Below are 22,222 nucleotides of genomic sequence, written 5' to 3' on the forward strand. Positions count from 1 at the left end.
AATTTTTTTTCTCAGATCTACAGCTAATCCATTCTGTGTTTAGGAGATGTCGGAACAAAGTCACGAGAAAAAGATTCGGATCAGCGTAAACTGTTACTCAATATTTTCTGACAAGCGATCGCATAACCCATGATTCAACGAAAAACTTGGCAACGCTTTGGCCTATTAACCTTACTAGGGATATTCCTCAGTTGGTTGATTAGCTGTACACCAGCGCCCCAAAGTAATGGCAATACCCTGGATTTTTGGACGATGCAACTCTCGCCCAAATTTGACGCTTATTTTGAGCAGGTCATCGACCAGTTCGAAAAAGATAATCCAGATATCAAGGTGAAGTGGACGGATGTGCCCTGGGCGGCAATGCAGAGCAAAATACTCGCGGCGGTTGCAGCCAAAACCGCTCCCGATGTTGTCAATCTCAATCCTGACTTTGCCTCTCAGTTAGCAAGCAAAGGGAGTTGGTTGGATTTAGATGATGCCATCGACCAGGCCGATCGCGATCGCTATCTCTCTAATATTTGGGACGCCAGTTCCCTGAACGGTAAAACCTTTGGCATCCCCTGGTACTTAACGGCTCGGATCGCCATTTACAACAAGGCGATTTTTGACGAAGCGGGCATTTCAGAGCCCCCAAAAACCTATGCAGAATTGGCAACGGCAGCCAAGCAGATCAAAGATAAAACCGGGAAATATGCCTTCTTTGTGACCACGGTTCCTACTGATTCTGGAGAGTTGATGGAATCCTTTGTCCAAATGGGGGTCAAGTTAGTGGATCCAGCGGGTAAGGCTGCCTTTAACTCCCCGGAAGGGAAAGCCGCCTTCCAATACTGGGTTGATCTCTACAAGCAAAAGCTTATTCCACCTGCAATACTCACCGAAGGACACAAGCGAGCCGTTGATTTATATCAGTCTGGGGAAGTGGCCCTGCTGTCTTCCAGCCCTCAGTTTTTGAATAGTGTCAAAACCAATGCCCCTGACATTGCCAAAAATTCCGTTGCCGCCCCTCAAATCACGGGCTCTACGGGCAAGAAAAATGTTGCCGTCATGAACCTGATTATCCCTAAAGATACGGATAAGGCTGAAGCAGCCCTCAAATTTGCCTTGTTTGTCACCAACTCTGAGAATCAGCTGACCTTTGCCAAAGAAGCCGATGTCTTGCCTTCCACCACTGAATCTCTGGCTGATCCTTATTTCAGTGAAGTGAAAGAAGGCGACGATATCTCCCAAGCCCGGGTCGTCAGTGCCCAACAAATGGAGGATGCTGAAATCTTGGTTCCAGCCATGAAAGACATCAAAAAACTGCAGAAAATCCTGTATGAGAATCTGCAGCAGGCCATGCTAGATCGCAAATCCGTGAATCAGGCCATCACGGATGCCGAGAAAGCCTGGAATCAAACCGTAGGGACATAGGTCTGAAGATAGTGACCCACTAAATACAACGAACCACATAACACTTGCATAGAGGATGTCCCAGATTCAGGTCTATAGGCATCCTCTAATGCTTTTTCTAGGCTAGGGAAGCACTGACAACGCTTCAACTCAGGACAAACTGTCATCGCCAATTCAGCTAAGGCTTGGGGGGCAGCACTACTGTGACCAGGAACTGGCACAAGGGATAGGGTATCGCCTGGCCTCAACAAAATTTCCAGGATATCTTGATGATCTTTGGTGGATAACATGCCCATCAGCCAATGGACCTGAGGCGGATGCTGGCTATCTACATACTGCCGTAGCCCCTTTGCGGCTGCTACGTTATGAGCACCGTCAATCAATAATGGATGCTGTTGCCAGTTAACCCACTGCAGCCGTCCAGGCCAGCGGGTATTAGCCATCCCTGCAATAATGGCGTCGTCTGAAATCTGCCAGCTTTGGAGTTGGAGCTGTTTGAGAGTTGCGATCGCAACAGCTACATTAATCAATTGAATCTCCCCCGGCAAGCTGAGGGGAAACCGAACTCCCTCCGATTCTGCCCAAGGCAAAGTATCAGAGATGGCATGAGGCGCTTCAATTCGCCGCGCGGGCTGAGGCCATTGCGCTGGACAATGGAGCTGTTCAATTTTGGCCTGGACCACTGCTGCAGCTTCGGGGGGGAGCGGGCCGATCACGGCGGGGCGATTAGACTTCAAAACCCCTGCTTTTTCCCCCGCAATATCAGCTAAAGTCGGACCTAAACGCTGCCAATGTTCACGGCTCAATGAGGTAATCACACTCACTAGGGGCTGATCACAAACATTTGTCGCATCCAGACGTCCTCCGAGCCCCACCTCAATCACTGCAATATCCACCTGTTCTTGGGCAAAATACTGCCAAGCTAGAGCAGTAATAACCTCAAATTGGGTGGGGGTTGGGGATGATACAAGTGTCGCCTCCAAATCCAATAAAAGCTGTGTCAGGACTGAGGTCTCGATGGGCTGATTATTAATACAAATTCTTTCGGTCCAGTCCACCAAATGGGGAGAGGTATAGCGGCCGACTCGATACCCAGCGGCGGTTAATACAGAGGAAAGATAGGCACAAACAGATCCTTTACCATTCGTACCGGCAACATGAATGATCGGCACCTGCAGGTGTGGCTGCCCTATTCGATCTAGAAGATGCTGGATCCGCTCCAGGCCCAGATGGATACCGAACCGTTCGTAGCGATTAATCAGAGATGCAAACAATGAGGGCAGCCGAGAGAAACGAAAGGGAAGACTTAGAGCCCTGGCCCTGAATCATCAAAGGAAATGGGACGAGGTTTGCGTCCTGCCTGCTGAGGTGAAATTCGCTTAGTATAGGTCACCGGAATTTGGGAACCGAGACTATTCACCTGTTGATATTTTCGATCTTCCTCTAGCTGCTGAAGCTGAGTGTAGTCTATCCAGTGAATGCAATCCACTGGGCAAGTATCAATGGCTTCTTGGACAATCTCAAACGCGTCTCCGTCCTGACGAAACACCCGAGACCGTCCATACCCCGGCTCAATATAAAACGTGTTTCGGGCGACATGGGCACAATGCCTACAGCCAATACAGGTCGGTTCGTCTACAAAAACTCCTTTTTGACGAATCACTCCGCCCAGCTCAGGTTCAAGGCCAGTGCGCTCATTATCAGGTCGCAACCCACCCCCTAGTTCAGGTTCTAGACCCGAGCGCGAGGGGGCAGGTTGGGTAGATTGTGGCATCCCATCGGGGGCACCAGATATTGAATCAGTCATTACGCATTCCAGCGCTGAACCACTAGACGAATCGAACCATCTTCATTATTGACTTGCTCGGCAACCTGAAAACCTTGCTGAGCAGTTGTATTAATCACAGTGTGGTAGGCATAGCGCTGAGTCACTTGATCTAGGAAGCGATCAACAGACCATGCCTGTTGCCAAAAGTCCATGTCAGCAACGAGCTCATACTCCTCGTCTTTTTTGCTGAAACCAATGTCGTAACCGTTGTCTTGTTCAATCACCAACTCGGCAGATTGAGTTTTGCCTTTATATCCTCTAATCGGCTGAGGGCCAGATTTCCAGTCTAGACCGAGGTCGTTTAATGCTGACTGTAATGCAGGCAGATTACGGATTTGAGTTTTGATTTGGCTGAAATGAGACATAGTGACTTGATTTTGTGAGTGATATGAACAATTAGGAGAGGAAACTTGAGCCTAAAATCCAGGATTTACCATTGGCTATGGCCAACTTGATTCACAGCAGTTTGCTGCAAGGTTTCGGGTTGAGTAAAAAATTCTGAAGTGGGTTGATGGGTCACCACTTTTCCAAGTTGGGCTTCAATGGCGGCAGTCACTTCTGCACAGGACGCGCCCACAATACCGGTCACCATTTCTTGCACCCGACCATCCGGGTAAATGACAAACTCAAGGGTTTCCATGCTTTATATACCACCGAAAACTAGAGGAGCTGGGCAAGATCCAATGCACTCCAGCATCGAACCTAATAAGTTGTCGTAATGAACCGTTATCAATTTAGGACAAATTATAACAAAAGTTCTTGATTGAGAGAGTAATGACTTGAGTTTAGTTTCTAAGAAGACTCAAAAGGCGTCAAGTCTTGATATGTAAAATTTTGTAGAGGCAGCATGGAACCGACAGCTCAAAGGGTTAACGCTAGTTCCTGAGAACTAACATCAAACTTTTTCGCAATTTAGGCTCTGTACTAAACCCCTTTTTTACGGATACAAGGCATAGCAGTAGAGACTTAAACTGTATTTCTAGGCAAAGGAAACCGTCTCTTAGTTAAGACCGTAACGCAGGTATGCTAAGAAAGTCATTCATTGATCCATTCTCTAATTAAGAAAGATAAAGAAACGTATCTATCTTTACAAAAAAGACACAAAACTGTTCAGCCCACTGGCCCAAGCCACCTCATCGGCTAGAACGCTTTCTGCCAGCCCAGGGTTAGCACCCAATCTGTTTCCAATTGGGGGCCATCTAGGGATTGATAGACAGGCAGAGCAAATTCTACGGCCAACCGATGCCCCGCCAGGACTCCCTTATTGACTAGAAAGTTTAGGCCCAACCCCACATCCAAGCGGGTTCCTCCTCGGAGGTTGGGGGTTTGCAGTCGGGATAAGAGCAGGGTTCAATCGAGGATCGGCACCAGAAATATTCCCCCCAGGTCGCACCATTCAACCGTATCGACGTGCTAAACCAGTTATTCCAACGGCGGGCTCCCCATCCAGTCAGGTTGAAGCGATTGCCGAGGCGATAACTATTACTGTTGGTTCCTAGGCGGATGGTTCCCAAGGCTTGTCCGCCCCAGGACCAATCGTCTGTTTGGCCTAAATAAGTAATCCCAGGATGTAAGTCAAAGGTACCCGAACCCAGCTGCATGGGATAGGGGAGAACTTGGTTGGGGCCTGCAGGGGTATCGTCTCTGCGGTTGGTCGATCCAGTCGGAAAGCTGATCCCGGCGTTGAAGTGGAGGCGCTGCCGATTCTGATCGAGAATTTTGTATAACCCCATCAACCGAATATCCCCAAAGCCATCGGATTGAGTCGTAAACCGGGTGCCCATACGGGTGACATGTTCCATGGTTTTGAACACATAGGGAGCCATCAAGCTCAGGGTGAGTTCATCCGTAGGGGCGTACATGGCTCCTAACATGTGCATATCTGTTGTCATTTCTGTGGGGGACACTCGGAACTGTTGCAGCACTTGAGCGGGCGTTAAGTCGGTCGTGCTATCTCGATTCCCTGCCATATCCATGCGCATAAAGCGGTAGGAAAACATGAATTCTCCGGCTTCGTGGGTGTGATCACCCATGACACCGATGGGCGCATGGCCATCGGGACGACCTGCACGCCAAAGGTTATCTGACGATTCTGCTAGTCCCGAATCGTCATCACTTCCAGAAGAAGGTTCTTCCTCGGTTGAGTCACTCTCTAAGCGATCGGCAAGTTGTAGGGGGGCATCAACTGAGACAATAACGTCCCAGTCTTGAGGATGGTCAACCGATTTTGTTTCTAGGTCAGCCATGTTCTGGAGGTCAGGCTCAGAAGCAGCTGGTTGATCACCAGGAGCATTGTTCTGGAGGTCAGGCTCAGAAGCAGCTGGTTGATCACCAGGAACTTTGAGAGAAAATAACTCTGACACCTCTAACAGCTTGGACTGTTTTAAGTTGAGATCTTCAGCCATGCAGGGCTCTATGCCGAAGAGAATAGCAAGCATCATTGCGCTAGAAGACAGTAAAGCCTGGGGGGAACACCAAAGGAAGTTGACTTTCAAAAGAAATCCTATTTTTTTGCAGATAAAGATAAGTCGGTATTTTCGTAAAATCCCTTTGTGGCGTCAAAAGACCAGCCGTCTTAGTTCGACAGCTGGTCAAATAGAGCAGTGGCTCATGTGAAATCAATCAGCATCTATTGTGAGCTGATTCTCTCGCTGGGGTGAAAGCCGTCAACACTACGACTTCATTACATCAACTGCTTGGCATAAAAACTGGCATAGCGAGACATACCGTTAGCCATAAGCTGCTGATGGGTCCCGGATTCGACAATATGGCCCTGTTCAACCACATAAATGCGGTCCGCGTTGAGAACAGTTGTTAGACGATGGGCAATCAGGATGACGGTGGGATGATCGGAGACCGATCCTCGATCATCACCCATCAAATTCTCTAAGGCGGCCTGAACCAACGCTTCAGATTCCGTATCCAGGGCGGACGTGGCCTCATCTAAAATCAAAATGCGGGGATTGTGAAAGACGGCTCGGGCAATGGCCAGTCGCTGTCTCTGCCCCCCTGAAAGGGTGGTGCCTTGTTCCCCTAAATAGGTATGAAGTCCTTGGGGCAGTTTCTGGATAAATTCACTAGCATTGGCGATGTCAGAGGCTTTCTGGACCTGTTCTAGCTCAAATTCCGCATGGCCATAGGCAATATTTTGGCCGATCGTACCTGAGAATAAATAGGTGTGCTGCGGCACGATACCAATGTGTTGATACCAACTCTGCCGAGGGATGGTTTGCAGATCTATCCCATCAATCAAGATTTGGCCTGCCGTAGGCTGGTAGAGGCGCAGCAACAGATGAGCCAAGGTTGATTTTCCCGAACCGGATGGACCGATTAAGGCTACGGTTTCTCCGGGCTGCACCTGAAAATTCAGGTTCTCTATAACAGTCTGCTGGGAGTGATAGGCAAAGGACACGTGCCGAAATTCCACCTCGCCCTTAATTAGGGGTAACGGCTTGGCATTCTGCGGTTCAGAATGAGGCGGCAGGTCGAGTAGAGCCTGAATGCGATCGATGGAGGCTTGTCCCTGCTTGAATTTGTTGTAGTTTTCGGTGATCAGATTGATCGGATCAATTAGTAAGACCGCCGCAGCCACAAAGCTAATAAATTGACTGGGGGTCAGCTGCCCCAAACTGATCTGCCAGCCACCGATCAGAAAGAGTAACGAGACTGCGATCGCTTCGATAATCCCCACAATCGGATATTGAATCGCCTTGATCCGCTCGACGGCAAAGGTGGCCTGACGGCTCTGTCGAGCCACCTGCATAAATCGCTCCATTTCATAGTCTTCGGCTCCATAGGCTTTCACCACTGCCATACCACTCAGGGTCTCCGTTAGAAGACTGGCTAATGTCGCTACCTGGGTTTGGCTTCTCCGGGCAAAGGCCAGTAGGCGCTCACCAAACCAGCCAATCACCCCACCCACCACCGGTGCTAATACCAAAGCCGCGACGGTCAAGGTCCAGTTGAGATAAATCATATAGGCCAGAACCGCCACTAGCTGAAGCACACAGGGCACAGATTGATGAAACAGCTGGTTGAGAATCTCGCCAATTCGATCAATATCTTCCGTCAAGCGATAGACCAAATCACCAGTGGCGGATTGCTGGAAATAGGGCAGTTCTTGTTGCTGAAGCTGGGCATAGGCACGACGACGGAGGTTTAAGGTGATATCAAAGGCAACTTTGGCCATCAACACATCTTGGCCATATTCAAATCCGCCTCGAATCACAAAGAATAGGCCCACTACACCGGGTAAATACAGGAGTGCCTGGAGGTTTTGCTCCCCCACATACTGAGCGGCCTGACCAATTAGAAAGGCAATCATCGGCATGGACAGCACATAGACCACCGTGCAGACCAAGGCGAACGTCAATGATCGCCGATACACCCGGATATGGGGGAAAAGTGCTAAATAGGAGAAACGAGAGTTCAATACCAATTCAGTCCATCACAGCAGCATTCGGCATCCGCCCAGTAGGATAGAGAAATATCCCGCTGCCCTAAGCACAGCTTATACGCTCCCCCCAAGAACCCCTGCACGACGCACTATCCGAGTCATCGACCTGACGATTGAGATTTGCCCATGACATCTCCTAAACCTTCGCCGTCAAAAACCCTGTTAGGGAATGTGACGCAGGTGGTTCGTACCATTCAAGCGAAAGCAGATCTGTCAAAGCTTACCCTGAAGCGTAATGCTCGGGTGCCAGAGTTAAAAATTAATTCCGGTGAAGGGGAACCCCAAAGCTACCCCCTGATTAGCGATCGCTATATTATTGGCCGCAGTGCCCGCACCTGCGACATTGTGATTCGCAATCCCATCGTTAGCCAGGTCCATGCCTCAATTCAGCGGGATGGTAAGCGCCGCACTTTTTTGATTCGGGATGAGCAATCCACCAACGGCATCTTCCGTCGCAAACGCCGAGTGGACTCCCATCCATTACGTCATAAAGATGTACTCACCCTGGGACCCGCTGCTCTAGAAGCTGCGGTGAGTGTCGAATATATTGATCCGCCGCCCTGGTACGTACGAGGGATGCGCTATCTGCTCTATGGCACCGCAGGAGTCGTGGGTTTAACCCTAATCGTGGTGGCTGCAGAATGGCAGAAATTTACTGTTCGTCCATTACCCACCACCAACCAAGGGCCCATTGTCGTTCTATCCCGAGACCAAACCCCGCTGGCGCGACGTCGGGACACGGTCCATGGTGAGCTAAAAAGTCTGGATGACTTTTCTCCCTATATTAGGGATGCCTTGTTGGCCTCAGAAGATAGTCGGTTCTACTGGCATATGGGCGTCGACCCCATTGGCATTGTTCGAGCAGTGATTACCAACATCTCCGGGGGCAGTGTCAGAGAAGGGGCAAGTACGATTACCCAACAGCTCTCTCGCAGCGTTTTTCGTAGCTATGTGGGCAGTGAGGATACCCTAGATCGGAAGTTCCGAGAAGCCGTCGTTGCTCTGAAATTAGAGACCTACTACAGTAAAGACTTTTTGTTACTGACCTATTTGAATAAGGTCTATTTAGGCATCTATGCCAATGGATTCGAAGATGCGGCTCGCTTTTACTTTGATAAACCCGCCAAAGACTTGAGCATTGCTGAGTCAGCTACCCTTGTGGGCATTTTGCCTGCCCCCAATGCTTTTAACCCCGTTCAGGACTACAACGCGGCCCTGGAATTCCGTAATCGAGTCATTACCCGCATGGCTCAGCAGGGTCGGATTAGCCAAACAGAAGCCGATCGGGCACGCCGCTCCCGCATCGAGATTAGTCCCAATGCTCGGGAAGAGCTGCAAAGCGTTAAGGCTCCCTATTACTACAGCTATGTCTTTGATGAGTTAGAGGAATTGTTAGGGGCCAGTCTGGCCCAAGAAGGCAATTTTATTATCACCACTAATTTAGATCTGGCAGTGCAAAATACGGCCGAACAAACCCTATCCAATGCCATCGCCACCTCTGGATCAACCTTTGGTTATTCCCAAGGGGCCTTACTCACCGTAGATTATGAAGCGGGAGAAATTATTGCGTTGGTGGGGGGCGCAGACTATAGCAAAAGTCAGTTCAATCGAGTCACTCAAGCCCAGCGTCAACCGGGTTCGACCTTTAAGCTGTTTGGCTATACGGCAGCCGTGGATGCCAATATTTCCCCCAACAAAACCTATTCCTGTTCTCCGTTTGCATGGCAGGGGCAAACCTTTGCCGGCTGCCAGAATGGGGGGAGCGGCAACATTGACATGTTTCGGGGATTTGCCCTGTCTGAAAATGTGGTGGCTTTGCGGGTTGCCCAAGATGTCGGCATTCCCCGGGTGATTCAAACCGCCCGACAACTGGGAATTTCCTCTCCCTTACAAGCTGTTCCAGCCCTGGTCTTGGGGCAAAGTGAAGTAACGCCCTTAGAGCTAACACGGGCTTTTGCCGTTGTGGCCAACCGTGGCCGACGCCATACGCCCCGCGCCATTCGGCAGGTGCTCGATGCCGGAGACTGCAAAGATTCCCGTTCTATTTCCACCTGCCGGGTGATCTATGATGCTACCCAAAATGCCAGTACCCAGGTCTTAGATCCAGGGGTTGCTGTCGTTATGCAAGACATGATGCGTCAAGTGGTGCAATCGGGGACCGGCCGCGGTGCTGGGATTGCCTCGGGAGCTGCGGGTAAAACAGGCACCACTAACCTTGGCCGAGATTTATGGTTTGTGGGTTACGTGCCTCGCCGCAATTTATTGACAGGGATTTGGCTCGGCAATGATGACAATAGCCCCACTTCAGGGAGTAGTGCCCAAGCTGCTGCTGTCTGGGGAGATTACATGCGGCAAATCATCAATCAATGACAGGGCATAATGATGAAGGTTGTATTAAGATATATTATATATTCTTACAAAAAAACCTTAAGGTTAAGTTGTAATCCCTTATATATCACCTTTGGAAGATCCGGCACTAACATCAGATCAAACCTTAAATCCTGACCTCAATCTGCAAAAAGCATTATTGATGGTCCTTGGATGGTTGCTAGTGATCGCAGTGATTATTGTCGCTGTCCATCAGATGCGTTTGTCTGATCCTTATGTGCGAGATGTGCTGCACCAGGAAGGTAAGGTTTCTCAAGGCAATGCCATTTTCCAGCTCAATTGCTCTGGCTGTCATGGCACATCAGGAGATGGCAAGGTAGGTCCCAGCCTGCGCCGTGTCGCGACTCATCGGTCTCAGGTGGGTTTGATTTATCAAGTCACTAGCGGTAAAACACCACCGATGCCAAAGTTCAAAGCAAATCCCCAAGAGATGGCCGATCTGCTGGAATATTTGAAAACCCTTTAATCTGATTCCTGTTGGACTTGCACAATGGCCTGACGGAACCCCAGCACAATCACAATATTAGATAAGGTCAGAAAGACTTCTGCTGAACCATGAAGCCAGTCGAGATTGGCTAAGGAAACGTCATAGACTTTGAGGGCATAGATGCCAGCAGGGGCGGTGACCGCAATAAACAACAAGGTTAAGTAAAACCCAATTAGAGCCAGTCGGGGCGCTTGGCCAGATCGGGTCAAAAACCACAGAAACCCTAGGTAGGGGATAAGGGAAACTGCAAACAGCGCGTCTTTAAGAGCCATAGTTCATCTATTAGGTTAAGCATCGTTAGGCTGGCGTTGAGACCAAAGCAGGGCAGCAGCACCACAGAGAGCAATATTGCCAAGGACGGTCATAGACGCTTGTAAGGTCACGAGCCATTCCAGCTCGGCAGGATTATCGAAGAAATGCCAAGTACAGGCACACATGGCCCCCACCAAGGCGGGCAGCATGGCCAAGGAAAACCACCGCCATGCCGGATTTTGGCTGACTTCGCTATAGGTCCAAATCAGCCAAATGGCCATAATCCACTCGATCACGCTGGAGACGTGAATAATCCAAGTGGGAATTGAGAGGGCGTGCATAAACCATTCATGAATAAGTGGCTGTCTACGATAATCTTACAGAAGATTGGATTGGGAGAGGTCTGAAACCGATGCGAGCAATTTTAAGTGGCTACTATGGTTTCGGCAATGGCGGTGATGAAGCTTTGCTGGCGACCCTGCTGCAAATGCTGCCGGAGGAGGTGTCGCCTTTAGTTTTGTCTTCTAATCCCAAGCAAACAGCACGGCAATATCAGGTTGAGACTTGCGATCGCAACAATTCCATCAAAGTCTTTCAAGCCATCCAGCAATCCCAAGCCTTTATTTGGGGCGGCGGCAGTCTGATTCAAGATGCCACTAGTGCCCTCAGTCCGATTTATTACATAGGCCTGATGGGATTGGCTCAAGGACTCGGCCTCAAAACCATTGCCTGGGCTCAGGGGATTGGTCCTCTCAAGCGTAAAAGCACACAAATCCTAGCTCGACGGGCGTTTCGCAATTGCTCAGCCGTCAGCGTTCGCGATCCGGCTTCGGCTCAATATATAAAAGATTGGGGGATTCCTTACCAAATTGCCCCCGATCCGGTCTGGAATCTAGCAGCTAAGCCCGTGGGTTGGGTAGATAAGTTGCCGTCGCCCAAGGTGGCATTGGTGTTAAGGTCTCATCCCCAACTCACTCCCCCTCGTTTGCAAAAGCTCACCACAGCCCTACTGAAATTCCAGGCCCAAACCCAAGCTCATATTTTGATCGTGCCCTTTCAAGCCACGCAAGATTTGGAGATTGCCCAATCCATCCACGACCAAATCTCCAACCACAGTTCGCTCATTCGTCTGACCAATCCCAATGACCTTAAAGGGGTCTTCCAAACCGTCGATATGACCATTGCCATGCGCCTGCACGGACTGATCATGGCGGCGGCCGAAGGTAACCGCTGTTTTGCCCTCAGCTATGACCCTAAAGTTCGGCAGTTTATGCAAGCCCAACATTGCCCAGGGTGGGATTTAGACCAAATCCCCGAGGACCCAGAGGTGATTTGCCAAAGCTGGGTGGAGCATTTTCAAAAAGGAGCCGCATTGTCGAGGGATGAGATTGCAAATCGCACTCAGCAAGCCCTAAGTCACCAACAGGTTTTGCAAGAGACCCTGCTTTCATGACAAAAATCACTATCTTGACGATCGGGTCCCGAGGAGACATTCAGCCTTTTTGTACCTTAGCCCTTGGTCTGATGGCCAAAGGTTATTCGATAACGCTAGCAGCCAGTGTCAACTTTGCCGATTTCGCCCAGAAGCTTGGCATACTCTTCGAACCCATTGCAGGCGACTTTCGTAAAATTCTATCCACACCAGCCGGACTTGCCTTGCTCCAAGGTAATACGAATGTCACCTTGATAGATGATGATACGCGATGGCAGCAGCGGCTGGATGCCTGGAATGCTTGTCAGGGAAGTGACTTACTAATTTTTGCGCCCTTAGCTGCCTGGGGATATCATCTGGCTGAGGCGCTCAATGTTCCAGCTATCCTAGTCACACCAATCCCCGTTACCGCCACTCGTTCTTACCCGTTTCTCAAATTTGCCGACTCTTCACCAAAGAAATTAGCCAGTTACTTCAACGTTTTAACATTCCGATTAGTAGAGTTTCTCTCTTGGCAAAAAAGCCGAAGGTTAACGAATCGGTTTCGACAAGATGTACTGCAATTACCTCCCATCTCACGATTAGGAGCGCGCTATCGTCGCACCAAACCACCCTATCTTTCGCCATTGCCTGTTATCAATTGTTACAGCGCAGCAGTCTTACCACCACCACCAGATTGGTCTTCTCAGGTGCATCAAGGCAGCTATTTGTTTCTAAGCGATTCAACTCCATATCAACCCTCGCCCTCCTTGGAAGCATTTCTCAATGCGGGGCCAAAACCTTTCTACATTGGCTTTGGCAGTATGATGGCCTGCAATCCAGAAATGATTGTTGATGCTATTATCACTGCCTTCCGTACAACGGGTCAGCGGGCTATTTTCTGTACGGGTTGGGGGGGCTTTACAACCTCGGAGATACCTGACTTCCTCTATGTAACGCAAGAAGTGCCTCATGATTGGCTTCTACCCCAGGTAACTGCTGCCATCCACCATGGTGGTTCTGGCACCACTGCTGCCACACTTAGGGCTGGAACGCTTTCAATTGTTGTGCCGTTTTTTGCGGATCAACCTGCTTGGGGGAAACGACTAGAACAATTAGGCGTTGGAACTGCACCGCTTCCTTTTGCTGAGTTAACGGCTGAAACTTTAGCTACCAGGATTCAGGTCATCCTTGCCACTCCATCAATGCTAAAAAAAGCCCAAAAACTTAGTCAACAAATTCGGCAAGAAGATGGCTTGGCCATGGCAATTGAAGTGATTGAGTCTTATTTGCAATAAATACAATGGTTAGAACACTTTGAAAAATATGTTCCCTCAAAAATTGGAGGGTTCAGAACCATGGTTTTACTGTTCCGAGCTACCATAAAGCTCAGTCTTTTCAATTAAAGTTGATTCTTCGCAGTGCCCTCTATATATGAAGACTACAGAAGTAATTGTAGAAGCTACTCATGGGCAACAAGCTAGATATGAGACAAATCACACTCTGTAAATCGCTCTACCCAAATGATCTTCTTATCAATAGACAAAATTTGGCGATCAATAGAAGTTTTTAAGTCTTCATATGGTGCAACCTGTGCTTCTCTCTGGTATCGAATCAGACGCCTTTCACTTGCTGCCATCTTTGAATTATATATTCCTAAAAACCGCCCTGCTTTCACACTTCTAACACGTGAATTATTACGAATTTCCTTCGCTTCTGCTGATAGCTCTCGCTTCTGCAACAGCAACTCTTTCTTTCGGTATCGAAGCTCCTTTAGAAGGAGTTTTTGTTCATGGACTGAATTGGGAGTGAAATCTATAGATGACTGTAGCTCCTCTGCCCAATTCTCCATTGGTAAAATATACTTGTCTTTGAAATGCTCGATCTTCCGTCTACCTATATATTGCGAATGAGAAGAGATTTCTTTTTCCAATGTTTGAATGCAATTAGCCAACTTGTTTAGTTCTATCTCAGCTTGACTATCCCAATCTTCCACATCCGAGAAAGTTGAAAGGTTTCGCATAGCATCCATTAGCTCTTTATATTTGCTTTTTTGATGATTTTCTTCAAAGCATCGAGAAAGACTACTTTCTAATAAAATTATTTTTGTTTGAGTATTACTATAGTTCTTTAGAAAAGCTTGTCCACTGTGTGTGCAATACATCCAAACAATTAGACAAAGCAGAACTAAAGTAACTGGTATTACGACTAATATCCCAATAACAGAGCTAAAAACTTGAGATACCAAGCCCCATACAAAGAGAGTAAGAACTATTCTCCAAAATCGAGGAGATTCATATAGTGACTTATTAGGCTGACTACGGAAGCCAAGTATGTACCAGTTCCAGAAACGTTCCAGAATATCCATAGTGCTATCCCCCCCCCCAGTATCTAAACACTATTTTAAAGACTAGCCTATTAATAGAAATAGCTTGATTTTATTTTATCGATGTTACACAATAACGCGTAAAATGCTAGCACAAAAACAAATTAAAAAAAATTTATCTTGCTAATATATTATTTCTCAAAAAAATAATAACAACCAGAAGCAACTATTACTCTATTAGATCAGTATAGGTAATCTTAAAATAGTCAAAGAATTGAAGCTAGCTGAGTTCAACTAGGCGCTGAATTAATCTGCATAAGTTTTCTATCCTGAAGAAACTAACTATTAATCTAGAACTCTGCCATAAATAATTATTCTGAATCAGGTGCTAGCCATTTCTAGAAACTCTCTTACTCTTCATACTTGCAAACAAAATACATAGAATTTGGAAGGCAGAAACTATCTCTTAATTCACTCTGCAAGATACTGATGCAGCAACTCATTACGGTTTTTTTGTGGGGAAGGTTCCAAACAAGGAATGAGTTTCCATTGAGTATCCATGCGTTCTAAAGACGCAACCAACAGCATTGTCACACCCTGCCATTGAGCATTGGACAATGAACACTGCAAAAGTACCTCTTGGTTGGCATCATTCAAAATCCGCCAAAACGCATTTTCAGTCTGACTAAAATCTTGCTTCTGTGCTTCCCCACAATCAATAGACACCACAAACAACAGCTTGGTGATATCCGTAGGCAACTTCAGCAGATGAATTAGCAGCTCCTCATCATCCCCTTCTCCCTCACCCGTCAAGTTGTCACCGAGCAGCTTAATCGCCCCAGACGAATGGCGAGGATGCCCCGCATAAATCATGCCCCCTTTCCCTTCCACTAACGTTCCATTCGCGCCAAGGGCCAAAACCACCATATCTAAATCCAGTGCGGATTCCACCTGGGCATCCCAGCCCAAACCACAGCGAAGTTGAGCAATATGATGAGGTAAAGCTTGAGGAATGGAATCTGGAGTCATACTGTAGAGTCGTACTAATGTACCCTACACAATATCAAGATCGAGGTCCGTCAATGCTTAACCGTTAATAGACCTACATGCAGGACGAACAATGCTCCCAGCACACCAGAGATCTCAAGTCGTTATCGTTCGACGCTCGTGCCGTTAAGACAGCAGCTGAATCCCACTACTACAAAATTTAGTCACCAGAATTTCTAAATCTGGATCCGGGAGAGCCGTTTGTAATTGCGTTGCCATCAATTCCGCTTTCGATCGCGAATCTGCCAATCCAAACACCGTCGGCCCAGACCCGGACATCATCGTTCCCAACGCCCCAAAGGACTGCAGTAAATCACGAATTTCTTGCACCTGGGGATATTCCGGCAATACCACCCTCTCTAAATCGTTATACAGATGTTGAGGCACCGCCAGGGAATCACGATGGGTAATTGCAGCCATTAACCCCACCGAATGTCCTTCACGCCGCCGCCGTTCCAGGGCTTCTGGATCACGGGCATAGGAGTCACTAAATTGTTGACGATAGGTTTTGTAAGCCCAAGGAGTGGCAACGGATAAACTTCGATACTTTGCCAACACCCCATACAGCTGATCCAAGTCGGGAAGGGGCGTGAGTTCTTCCCCGCGTCCCAGGGCCAAAGCCGTTCCCCCCGACACACAAAAGGGAATATCAGACCCTAGCTTAGCCGCATAGGTATGGAGTTCGGCTTGGGTTAATCCCAAGCCCCACATCAAGTCCAAGCCCACCAGCACTGCCGCCGCATCCGCAGAGCCCCCTGCCAAACCCGCACCAATGGGAATTTTTTTATCAATCGTAATCGCTACGCCCCCTTTGCCTGGATACTGCTCCTGCATCAAGCGAGCAGCTCGATGGGCGAGGTTCGTCTCATCACAGGGCACCTGGGGATGATTGCAGTGCAATTGAATCCGATCGCCACCGAGGGGCTGTAACTCTACTATGTCTGCCAAACTAATGCTCTGCAGCACCATGACCAACTCATGAAACCCGTCGGGTCGATCGCCAATAATTTCCAACAGCAGGTTGATCTTGGCAGGCGCTTTCAGCGTATAAGCATGCATCATAAGTTAGTGGACAGATTGACCATTGCATTCAACACTCTACCTCGTCTATACCTGGCTTGGATGCACCGCATCACTTAACGCAATCCACTGGGCGACACTCAGTTCCTCTGCACGAGCCTGGAGACTGATACTGAGGGTATTCAAGCAATCCGATAGCTGGTCGCGATCTACTAATGCCTTGAGGTTATTCCGCAACATCTTCCGACGACTGCCAAATCCCACCTTTAATAAGGTGGACAACCATTGCGGATTTTGGGCGGGTTGGGGATAGGGACGGGGGGTCAACCGCACCACTGCCGACTCGACTTTAGGGGCAGGCTTAAAGGCAGAGGCGGGGACTGGACAAATCAATTCACAGTGAGCGAGATATTGCGATCGCACCGACAATCCGTTAAAGGTCTTCGAACCCGGTTCAGCCACCAATCGATCCGCCACCTCTTTTTGGACAAGCAACACGATCGTTTCATAGATAGGCTGCGCTGGCGCATCAATACGTCCCAAGACCTTACTGAGAATCGGGCTCGTGATGTTGTAGGGAATATTGGCAACGATTTTATTGGGTTGCGCATCAGCTAGCTCTGCCGCAACATCTATATTTAGAAAGTCCCGCTCCAATAACGTGAACTTGTCCTGGTCCTTAAAGGTATAGCGGAGAGATTTGCATAAGTCCCGATCCAGCTCAACCGAAACCACAGACTGGGCTTGAGCCAGTAATTCTCGGGTTAAGACACCTCTGCCCGGACCTATTTCAAGGATGCGATCGCACTCCTGTATATTGGCTGCAACAATAATCTCACGGAGCACAGCTTGGCTTTTCAACCAATGCTGAGCAAAACGTTTACGGGGCCTAGGCATTGTAGAGTTACCGAAACACCCTCATATTAGCCTGTGACTCAACCTTCACCCCATACATTCTTAATCTTTTCATAATAAACTCCTCAAATCACCCAGGCGTCTAGTAACAAACACTTAATTCTTCCTACAAAATGTATTTAAGAATACATTTTGTGATTAGGATCACTTATCCAGATGATGTGGATCAGTAATGTACTTGCAGGTGATAGATTCTGTGTTTTTCCAACTCAACTTATTGATTCAATAGTTGAGTCATAAAGTTTGTCGTAGCATATGCCCTTAAAAAGGCAATAACACGACAACAGTTTAGTATTGGTCACTACACTCACTTTCAATAATGAACAAAAGAATATTATTCCCAAACCAGGGATACTGTAAGCTGACTGCCTGACATAAGTACCTCAAAGCCTTTAGATACGTAGCTTTTGGATGCTGAATAGCAGGGTGTATAAGGCTAGCTTTTTGGCATTGTTCACACGTCAAACGCAACCTAAACGTATTACCAACTCTCTTGCCTTAGGGGCAGCGTTGCTATTCTTACAGTGCAAACCCTTACGAAGAAAAGGCTTTCAGAGATGTGTCAGGCAGTCAGTACTGTAAGTTGTACAGCACAGTTTTTGTCGTCAGGATTAACTAGCTTCACTAATAATCCTCAAACAATATCTTCTACGCTGCACAAACTGAATTCATAATTCCATAAAGAAGTGACTATAAAATCTTAGCCAGGAAGTTTTCTATGTTCGTGAATGAGTAGAGACATCTCTCTCTTTCTAAGAAAATGCCAAAAACTTTCCTCAATAGATTCAGAAAACTCATGTTCAAATTTTTGGAACGAATTAAAGTCTATCTTTACTGAAGGCATCTTCAGTGATAAGTTCGCATATTGAAGATAGTCCTCTCTCCAAAAAAGTAGATCTAAGGTTCTAAAGCAGCTTCTTTTAATGCTAAATACCTGCATGCATAGACTCTAAACAGATGCAGCCGAGTCTTTGTCTACTATGAACCTGAGAGCTATCAAGCTTTTGCAAGTCGCTTCTGACGAGTACATTCAAATATCAGTGCCATACTTAATTGATAAACTAGAGCCCAAAAAAATAGACACAAAGAAAATATTTAGAAGGAAAAGCATAAAACATTCAGATGTGTATCATCAATCCATATAATTTCTGTGGGATAAAACTATCTATCAGGCAAAAAACTTTAGTGCAACTACTTTTCTCAATACAATGTGATATCAAACAAGTGAACTAGCATATTAACAATACAATTCTTATTCTTGAGTCAAGCTCAGGAAGCCCAAGGTTTTATTTTACATTTTAGAACCTTGGGCTTTTATATATATCTCTCTAATCTCCACTCAATAAACTTTCACAAAAAAAGCATCTATATACCATTATTAGGTAACTTGATTTATTTAATCTTTTTTCAAAAAAAAAGCTTGACTTAGAATAATCACTACGGTATTAATGTAATAGGCAATCAAAAGTATTCATCGGGAGCAAAATCGAATACTTCTGAAAAAACCTAAACAAGCAAACTTAATTTTCAATTAAAAAATCAAGTTTGTTCCATATAAACGATTAAATACCTTAGTGCAAGTGAGGTCATATTATGTCTGAATTATTTACTGAACTGTCTGATCAGCAGCAAGAACTTGTTGCTGGTGGTTCAGTGACGCTACTCAACGTCAATGCCACAAATTTCTACTCCAATACTGAAATCCTTGGGGCTGCTGGGGCTGCTGGCTCTACTCCAGGTGGATCAGTGGCTGTTGGTGAAATTGCTGGTGCGAACCAAGAAATTTATACCAATGCTCTTGGTGTTCAATTTGGTAATGTTACTTAGGAAAAGGCTAACGCTAACCTAATCATTACCAACATTCAGTTGTATTGAGAACAACCAAGAGCTGATCTTAATTGTGAACCTAGTACTCCACCACATAGAAGATGGTAGGTTCCCAAAAGCTAAGATTCATTTTTAATCAAGGGTTTTGCTTTCAGTAACTCTGCCGCAATCCCTATGGCACAGTACCCGGATATTCACATTCATGTTGAGTCTGGCTTTTGGTTATTTCCAAGCTATATTCACGTTCATTTATTAGTGCAAGTGAGATCTATCATGTCTGAATTATTTACTGAACTGTCTGATCAACAGCAAGAGATTGTCGCTGGTGGATCAGTCACACTACTCAACGTCAATGCCACAAATTTCTACTCCAATACTGAAATCCTTGGTGCTGCTGGGGCTGCTGGCTCCACACCAGGTGGATCAGTTGCTGTTGGCGAAATTGCTGGTGCGAACCAAGAAATTGACACTAAAGCGCTTAGTGTTCAATTCGGTAATGTTGCTTAGGCATCGTTTTGCCCTAACAACATAATGCTATTTTGCAAGGCTACTGAAAGTAGGTGTACTAATACCAATAGACTTAAGAAATTTATTTTTCTGGTTTGAATTTATGCTTTTTCAGTAGTACTTGCACCCTATTCCAAAATCTCTTAAGTGCAAGTGAGGTCCCATCATGTCTGAATTATTTACTGAATTATCTGATCAACAGCAAGAAATCGTTGCTGGTGGTTCAATCACATTGATCAACGCCAATCTAACTAGCTTCAACTCCAATACAGAAGTCCTTGGAGCTGCCGGTGGCGCAGCTTCTGGCCCTGGTGGATCTGCAGCAGTTGGTGAAATTGCTGGTGCGAACCAAGAACTTCATACCACTGCCATTAACTTTCAGTTTGGCAACGTACTATAGTCATCCATTTGACTGAGTTTTAGGTTTCAACACCACACGAATAGGGCTGTATAAATTGCATGAATTCTTTGAGTGAACACCTTTTATCAAGTTCATTATGGAATCACAATTTTATCCAGCCCTATTCCAGTTTTTCCCAACGTTCAAATCCCTCATTATGCCTGGTAAATCTTCTGAGTTATTTATAGAGCTATCTGAAAACGAGCAGGAAATTGTTGCAGGTGGGACAACAACATTGTTCAACCTAAATCAAACAGCCTTCTTCTCTCAGTTAAATCTCTATCAAGCGAGTGGCATAGCTACTGCTGGCCCCAACGGTGCTAGCGCATCTGGGTCAATCACTAGAACCAACCAAACCATAAACACTAGTGCGCTCAACGTTGCCTTCGGTCAGGTTGATTAATACGAAAAATCGGGAAGGCAGGTATCTCAATCATCCCAGTGCAAGTGAGGTTTTTGGATATACCCTGCTTTCCCTTTGTGGCTAGAACCTTGCAATCCAAGTGTTCTAGCTATTCAGAGAGCATATAGCTTCTCAAGGCTTAATTATAACAGGCATCAAAGATGAGCCAGCCTTTCTATACCAAACACCCTTTATCAATCTCCTTCATGAAAGATCAATAAGATTCCATGAATACCCTCCAACCTGATCAACTTCACTTTGTTCAGGAAGATGAATTTCTACCCTCCATTAGCCCATGGGTTTCCATGGGAGGAATGGTTTTGGTGCTGGTATTCGGTGCCGCTGTCGCCATTTCTTCCACTCTCAAATTCAGCATTACCGTCAAAGCGCCTGCAGCTATCCGGCCCGCAGGTGGCCTGAGTGTTGTCCAAAGTGGGATGGACGGCACCATAACCCATATCAGCGTTGAGGAGAACCAGATCGTCAAAAAAGGCGATCTGTTTGCGCAGCTAGACGATTCAGGGTTGCAAAACCGAAAAAGTCAACTGCAAGGAGATATCCAATCCATTACGCTTCAGAGATATCAGATCAATGCCCAACTCAGAGCTTTAGACAATCAAATTATTGCTGAAACCCGGTTAGTCAGCCGTTCCATTGCAGCCGCAGAAGCCAACTTAACGTCCCACCGTCGTCGCTATCAAAACCTCAAAATCAGTACAGAAGCAGACTTAGAAGAAGCCCAAGCCGGATACCACCTCGCGTCCGAAGAGTATCTCCGATTTAAAGAACTAGAAGAATCAGGGGCTATTGCTAAGCTACAGGTCAAAGAGAAGGAAGCCTCTTTAAAAGCGGCATCCGCCAGGATTAAGCGTCTTAAAGCCGCAACCAATCCCACAGACGCCACCATTGATCAAGCCCTAGAACAAATTGCTCAGGAACGAGCCAGAGGCGGTGTTACCCTAGCGGGCCTCAATCAGCAAAAAGAACAGCTGATGCGCACCCGCATCGAAGCTCAGAAACAGCTCCAACACACTCAAAAAGAGCTGCAGCAGATCGATCATGAACTCAAAGGCACCCAAATTCGGGCGCCCATCGATGGCACCGTTTTACAGCTGAATCTGCGAAATCCCGGACAAGTCGTGCAGCCTGGAATCCCAATCGCCCAAATCGCCCCTCGCAATGCTCCTCTGATTATCAAGGCGAAGGTCGGCGCCCAAGATATCAACCAAGTGAAAACAGGACAGACGGTCCAAATGAGAGTGTCAGCCTGCCCATACACCGATTACGGCACCTTAAAAGGAACCGTTATAAATGTGTCGCCCGATGCCATTCCGATGAGTGATGCTGGCACCAGTCCCGCCTTTTATGAGGTCACCGTTCAACCTCGCACCTTATATATGGGCACTCAACAGCGCTGGTGCCGCCTGCAATTTGGGATGGAGGGTCGAGCAGATATTGTGTCACGCCAAGAAACCGTTCTCCAATTTGTGTTGAAAAAAGCCCGCTTGATGTCCAACTTTTAATCTTTCTCATCTGCTCATATCGCTTGATCAAATGATAAAAGCA

Annotated in this window: 21 protein-coding genes and 1 pseudogene; 10 read left to right on the forward strand and 12 right to left on the reverse strand. The window is 47.0% G+C overall.

Annotated elements, in window-relative coordinates:
• Window positions 1–129: 129 nt before the first annotated feature.
• Entirely contained in the window at window positions 130–1,410 is a 1,281-nt protein-coding gene (locus tag HRE53_RS06755) for a sugar ABC transporter substrate-binding protein (RefSeq protein WP_235109638.1), read from the forward strand.
• Here the strand turns inward: HRE53_RS06755 and HRE53_RS06760 are convergent.
• The 6 genes and pseudogenes from HRE53_RS06760 to HRE53_RS06790 form a co-directional block, all read right to left on the reverse strand.
• Window positions 1,392–2,663, reverse strand: a complete 1,272-nt coding sequence (locus tag HRE53_RS06760) for a folylpolyglutamate synthase/dihydrofolate synthase family protein (protein ID WP_235109640.1) — start codon at window positions 2,661–2,663, stop codon at window positions 1,392–1,394. The genes HRE53_RS06755 and HRE53_RS06760 overlap by 19 nt on opposite strands.
• 32 nt (window positions 2,664–2,695) lie before the next feature.
• On the reverse strand, window positions 2,696–3,196 hold the full coding sequence (locus HRE53_RS06765; RefSeq protein WP_315876378.1) for a ferredoxin: 501 nt from the start codon (window positions 3,194–3,196) through the stop codon (window positions 2,696–2,698).
• On the reverse strand, window positions 3,196–3,582 hold the full coding sequence (locus HRE53_RS06770) for a DUF1257 domain-containing protein (protein WP_212662754.1): 387 nt from the start codon (window positions 3,580–3,582) through the stop codon (window positions 3,196–3,198). The genes HRE53_RS06765 and HRE53_RS06770 overlap by 1 nt, the downstream gene beginning before the upstream one ends.
• A 65-nt stretch (window positions 3,583–3,647) precedes the next feature.
• Window positions 3,648–3,857: a DUF2997 domain-containing protein gene (locus HRE53_RS06775; RefSeq protein WP_212662755.1), complete on the reverse strand. Its 210-nt coding sequence runs from the start codon at window positions 3,855–3,857 to the stop codon at window positions 3,648–3,650.
• A gap of 500 nt (window positions 3,858–4,357) precedes the next feature.
• A pseudogene (locus HRE53_RS06785) lies at window positions 4,358–5,622 on the reverse strand (transporter).
• Between the two features lie 278 nt (window positions 5,623–5,900).
• Window positions 5,901–7,649: an ABC transporter ATP-binding protein gene (locus HRE53_RS06790; RefSeq protein WP_235109646.1), complete on the reverse strand. Its 1,749-nt coding sequence runs from the start codon at window positions 7,647–7,649 to the stop codon at window positions 5,901–5,903.
• 150 nt (window positions 7,650–7,799) lie between these two features.
• Here HRE53_RS06790 and HRE53_RS06795 point away from each other — a divergent pair, with 150 nt between their 5' ends.
• Complete coding sequence (locus HRE53_RS06795) at window positions 7,800–10,043, forward strand: PBP1A family penicillin-binding protein (RefSeq protein ID WP_235109648.1); 2,244 nt, start codon at window positions 7,800–7,802, stop codon at window positions 10,041–10,043.
• A gap of 91 nt (window positions 10,044–10,134) precedes the next feature.
• Window positions 10,135–10,527 carry a cytochrome c gene (locus HRE53_RS06800; protein ID WP_212662759.1) on the forward strand — a complete coding sequence of 131 codons (393 nt, stop codon included), beginning with the start codon at window positions 10,135–10,137 and terminating at the stop codon, window positions 10,525–10,527.
• On the opposite strand, the gene HRE53_RS06805 is transcribed toward HRE53_RS06800, so the two are convergent.
• A complete protein-coding gene (locus HRE53_RS06805) occupies window positions 10,524–10,820 on the reverse strand; it encodes a DUF3593 domain-containing protein (RefSeq protein ID WP_212662760.1) in 297 nt (98 codons plus the stop codon). The genes HRE53_RS06800 and HRE53_RS06805 overlap by 4 nt on opposite strands.
• Window positions 10,821–10,835: 15 nt before the next feature.
• Window positions 10,836–11,141 carry a DUF2499 domain-containing protein gene (locus HRE53_RS06810; protein ID WP_212662761.1) on the reverse strand — a complete coding sequence of 102 codons (306 nt, stop codon included), beginning with the start codon at window positions 11,139–11,141 and terminating at the stop codon, window positions 10,836–10,838.
• Window positions 11,142–11,212: 71 nt separating this feature from the next.
• On the opposite strand from HRE53_RS06810, the gene csaB reads away from it, so the two are divergent.
• Window positions 11,213–12,253 carry a polysaccharide pyruvyl transferase CsaB gene (gene csaB / locus HRE53_RS06815; RefSeq protein WP_235109649.1) on the forward strand — a complete coding sequence of 347 codons (1,041 nt, stop codon included), beginning with the start codon at window positions 11,213–11,215 and terminating at the stop codon, window positions 12,251–12,253.
• Complete coding sequence (locus HRE53_RS06820) at window positions 12,250–13,509, forward strand: glycosyltransferase (RefSeq protein WP_235109650.1); 1,260 nt, start codon at window positions 12,250–12,252, stop codon at window positions 13,507–13,509. The genes csaB and HRE53_RS06820 overlap by 4 nt, the downstream gene beginning before the upstream one ends.
• A 182-nt stretch (window positions 13,510–13,691) precedes the next feature.
• Here HRE53_RS06820 and HRE53_RS06825 read toward each other — a convergent pair whose 3' ends face one another.
• The 4 genes from HRE53_RS06825 to rsmA all read right to left on the reverse strand — a co-directional run bounded on the left by HRE53_RS06825 (window position 13,692) and on the right by rsmA (window position 17,501).
• On the reverse strand, window positions 13,692–14,579 hold the full coding sequence (locus HRE53_RS06825; protein WP_235109651.1) for a hypothetical protein: 888 nt from the start codon (window positions 14,577–14,579) through the stop codon (window positions 13,692–13,694).
• Window positions 14,580–15,008: 429 nt separating this feature from the next.
• Window positions 15,009–15,566, reverse strand: coding sequence for a TerD family protein (locus HRE53_RS06830; RefSeq protein ID WP_235109652.1), 558 nt, complete (start codon window positions 15,564–15,566; stop codon window positions 15,009–15,011).
• A gap of 144 nt (window positions 15,567–15,710) precedes the next feature.
• Entirely contained in the window at window positions 15,711–16,643 is a 933-nt protein-coding gene (ispE, locus tag HRE53_RS06835) for a 4-(cytidine 5'-diphospho)-2-C-methyl-D-erythritol kinase (RefSeq protein WP_235111065.1), read from the reverse strand.
• A gap of 48 nt (window positions 16,644–16,691) precedes the next feature.
• On the reverse strand, window positions 16,692–17,501 hold the full coding sequence (rsmA, locus tag HRE53_RS06840; RefSeq protein WP_235109653.1) for a 16S rRNA (adenine(1518)-N(6)/adenine(1519)-N(6))-dimethyltransferase RsmA: 810 nt from the start codon (window positions 17,499–17,501) through the stop codon (window positions 16,692–16,694).
• A gap of 1,611 nt (window positions 17,502–19,112) precedes the next feature.
• Here rsmA and HRE53_RS06845 point away from each other — a divergent pair.
• From HRE53_RS06845 to HRE53_RS06865, 5 genes are all read left to right on the forward strand, one after another.
• On the forward strand, window positions 19,113–19,346 hold the full coding sequence (locus HRE53_RS06845; RefSeq protein ID WP_212662768.1) for a CTB family bacteriocin: 234 nt from the start codon (window positions 19,113–19,115) through the stop codon (window positions 19,344–19,346).
• Window positions 19,347–19,619: 273 nt separating this feature from the next.
• Window positions 19,620–19,853 (forward strand): CTB family bacteriocin, encoded by a 234-nt coding sequence (locus tag HRE53_RS06850; RefSeq protein WP_212666363.1) that lies wholly within the window; start codon window positions 19,620–19,622, stop codon window positions 19,851–19,853.
• 166 nt (window positions 19,854–20,019) lie between these two features.
• Window positions 20,020–20,253 carry a CTB family bacteriocin gene (locus tag HRE53_RS06855; RefSeq protein WP_212662771.1) on the forward strand — a complete coding sequence of 78 codons (234 nt, stop codon included), beginning with the start codon at window positions 20,020–20,022 and terminating at the stop codon, window positions 20,251–20,253.
• Between the two features lie 97 nt (window positions 20,254–20,350).
• Window positions 20,351–20,656 carry a CTB family bacteriocin gene (locus HRE53_RS06860; RefSeq protein WP_235109654.1) on the forward strand — a complete coding sequence of 102 codons (306 nt, stop codon included), beginning with the start codon at window positions 20,351–20,353 and terminating at the stop codon, window positions 20,654–20,656.
• A gap of 227 nt (window positions 20,657–20,883) precedes the next feature.
• Window positions 20,884–22,179, forward strand: a complete 1,296-nt coding sequence (locus tag HRE53_RS06865) for an HlyD family secretion protein (protein WP_235109655.1) — start codon at window positions 20,884–20,886, stop codon at window positions 22,177–22,179.
• The last annotated feature ends 43 nt before the right edge of the window (window positions 22,180–22,222 follow it).

Origin of the sequence: Acaryochloris sp. 'Moss Beach' (assembly GCF_021497025.1) — a bacterium.
Lineage (GTDB): Bacteria > Cyanobacteriota > Cyanobacteriia > Thermosynechococcales > Thermosynechococcaceae > Acaryochloris > Acaryochloris marina_A.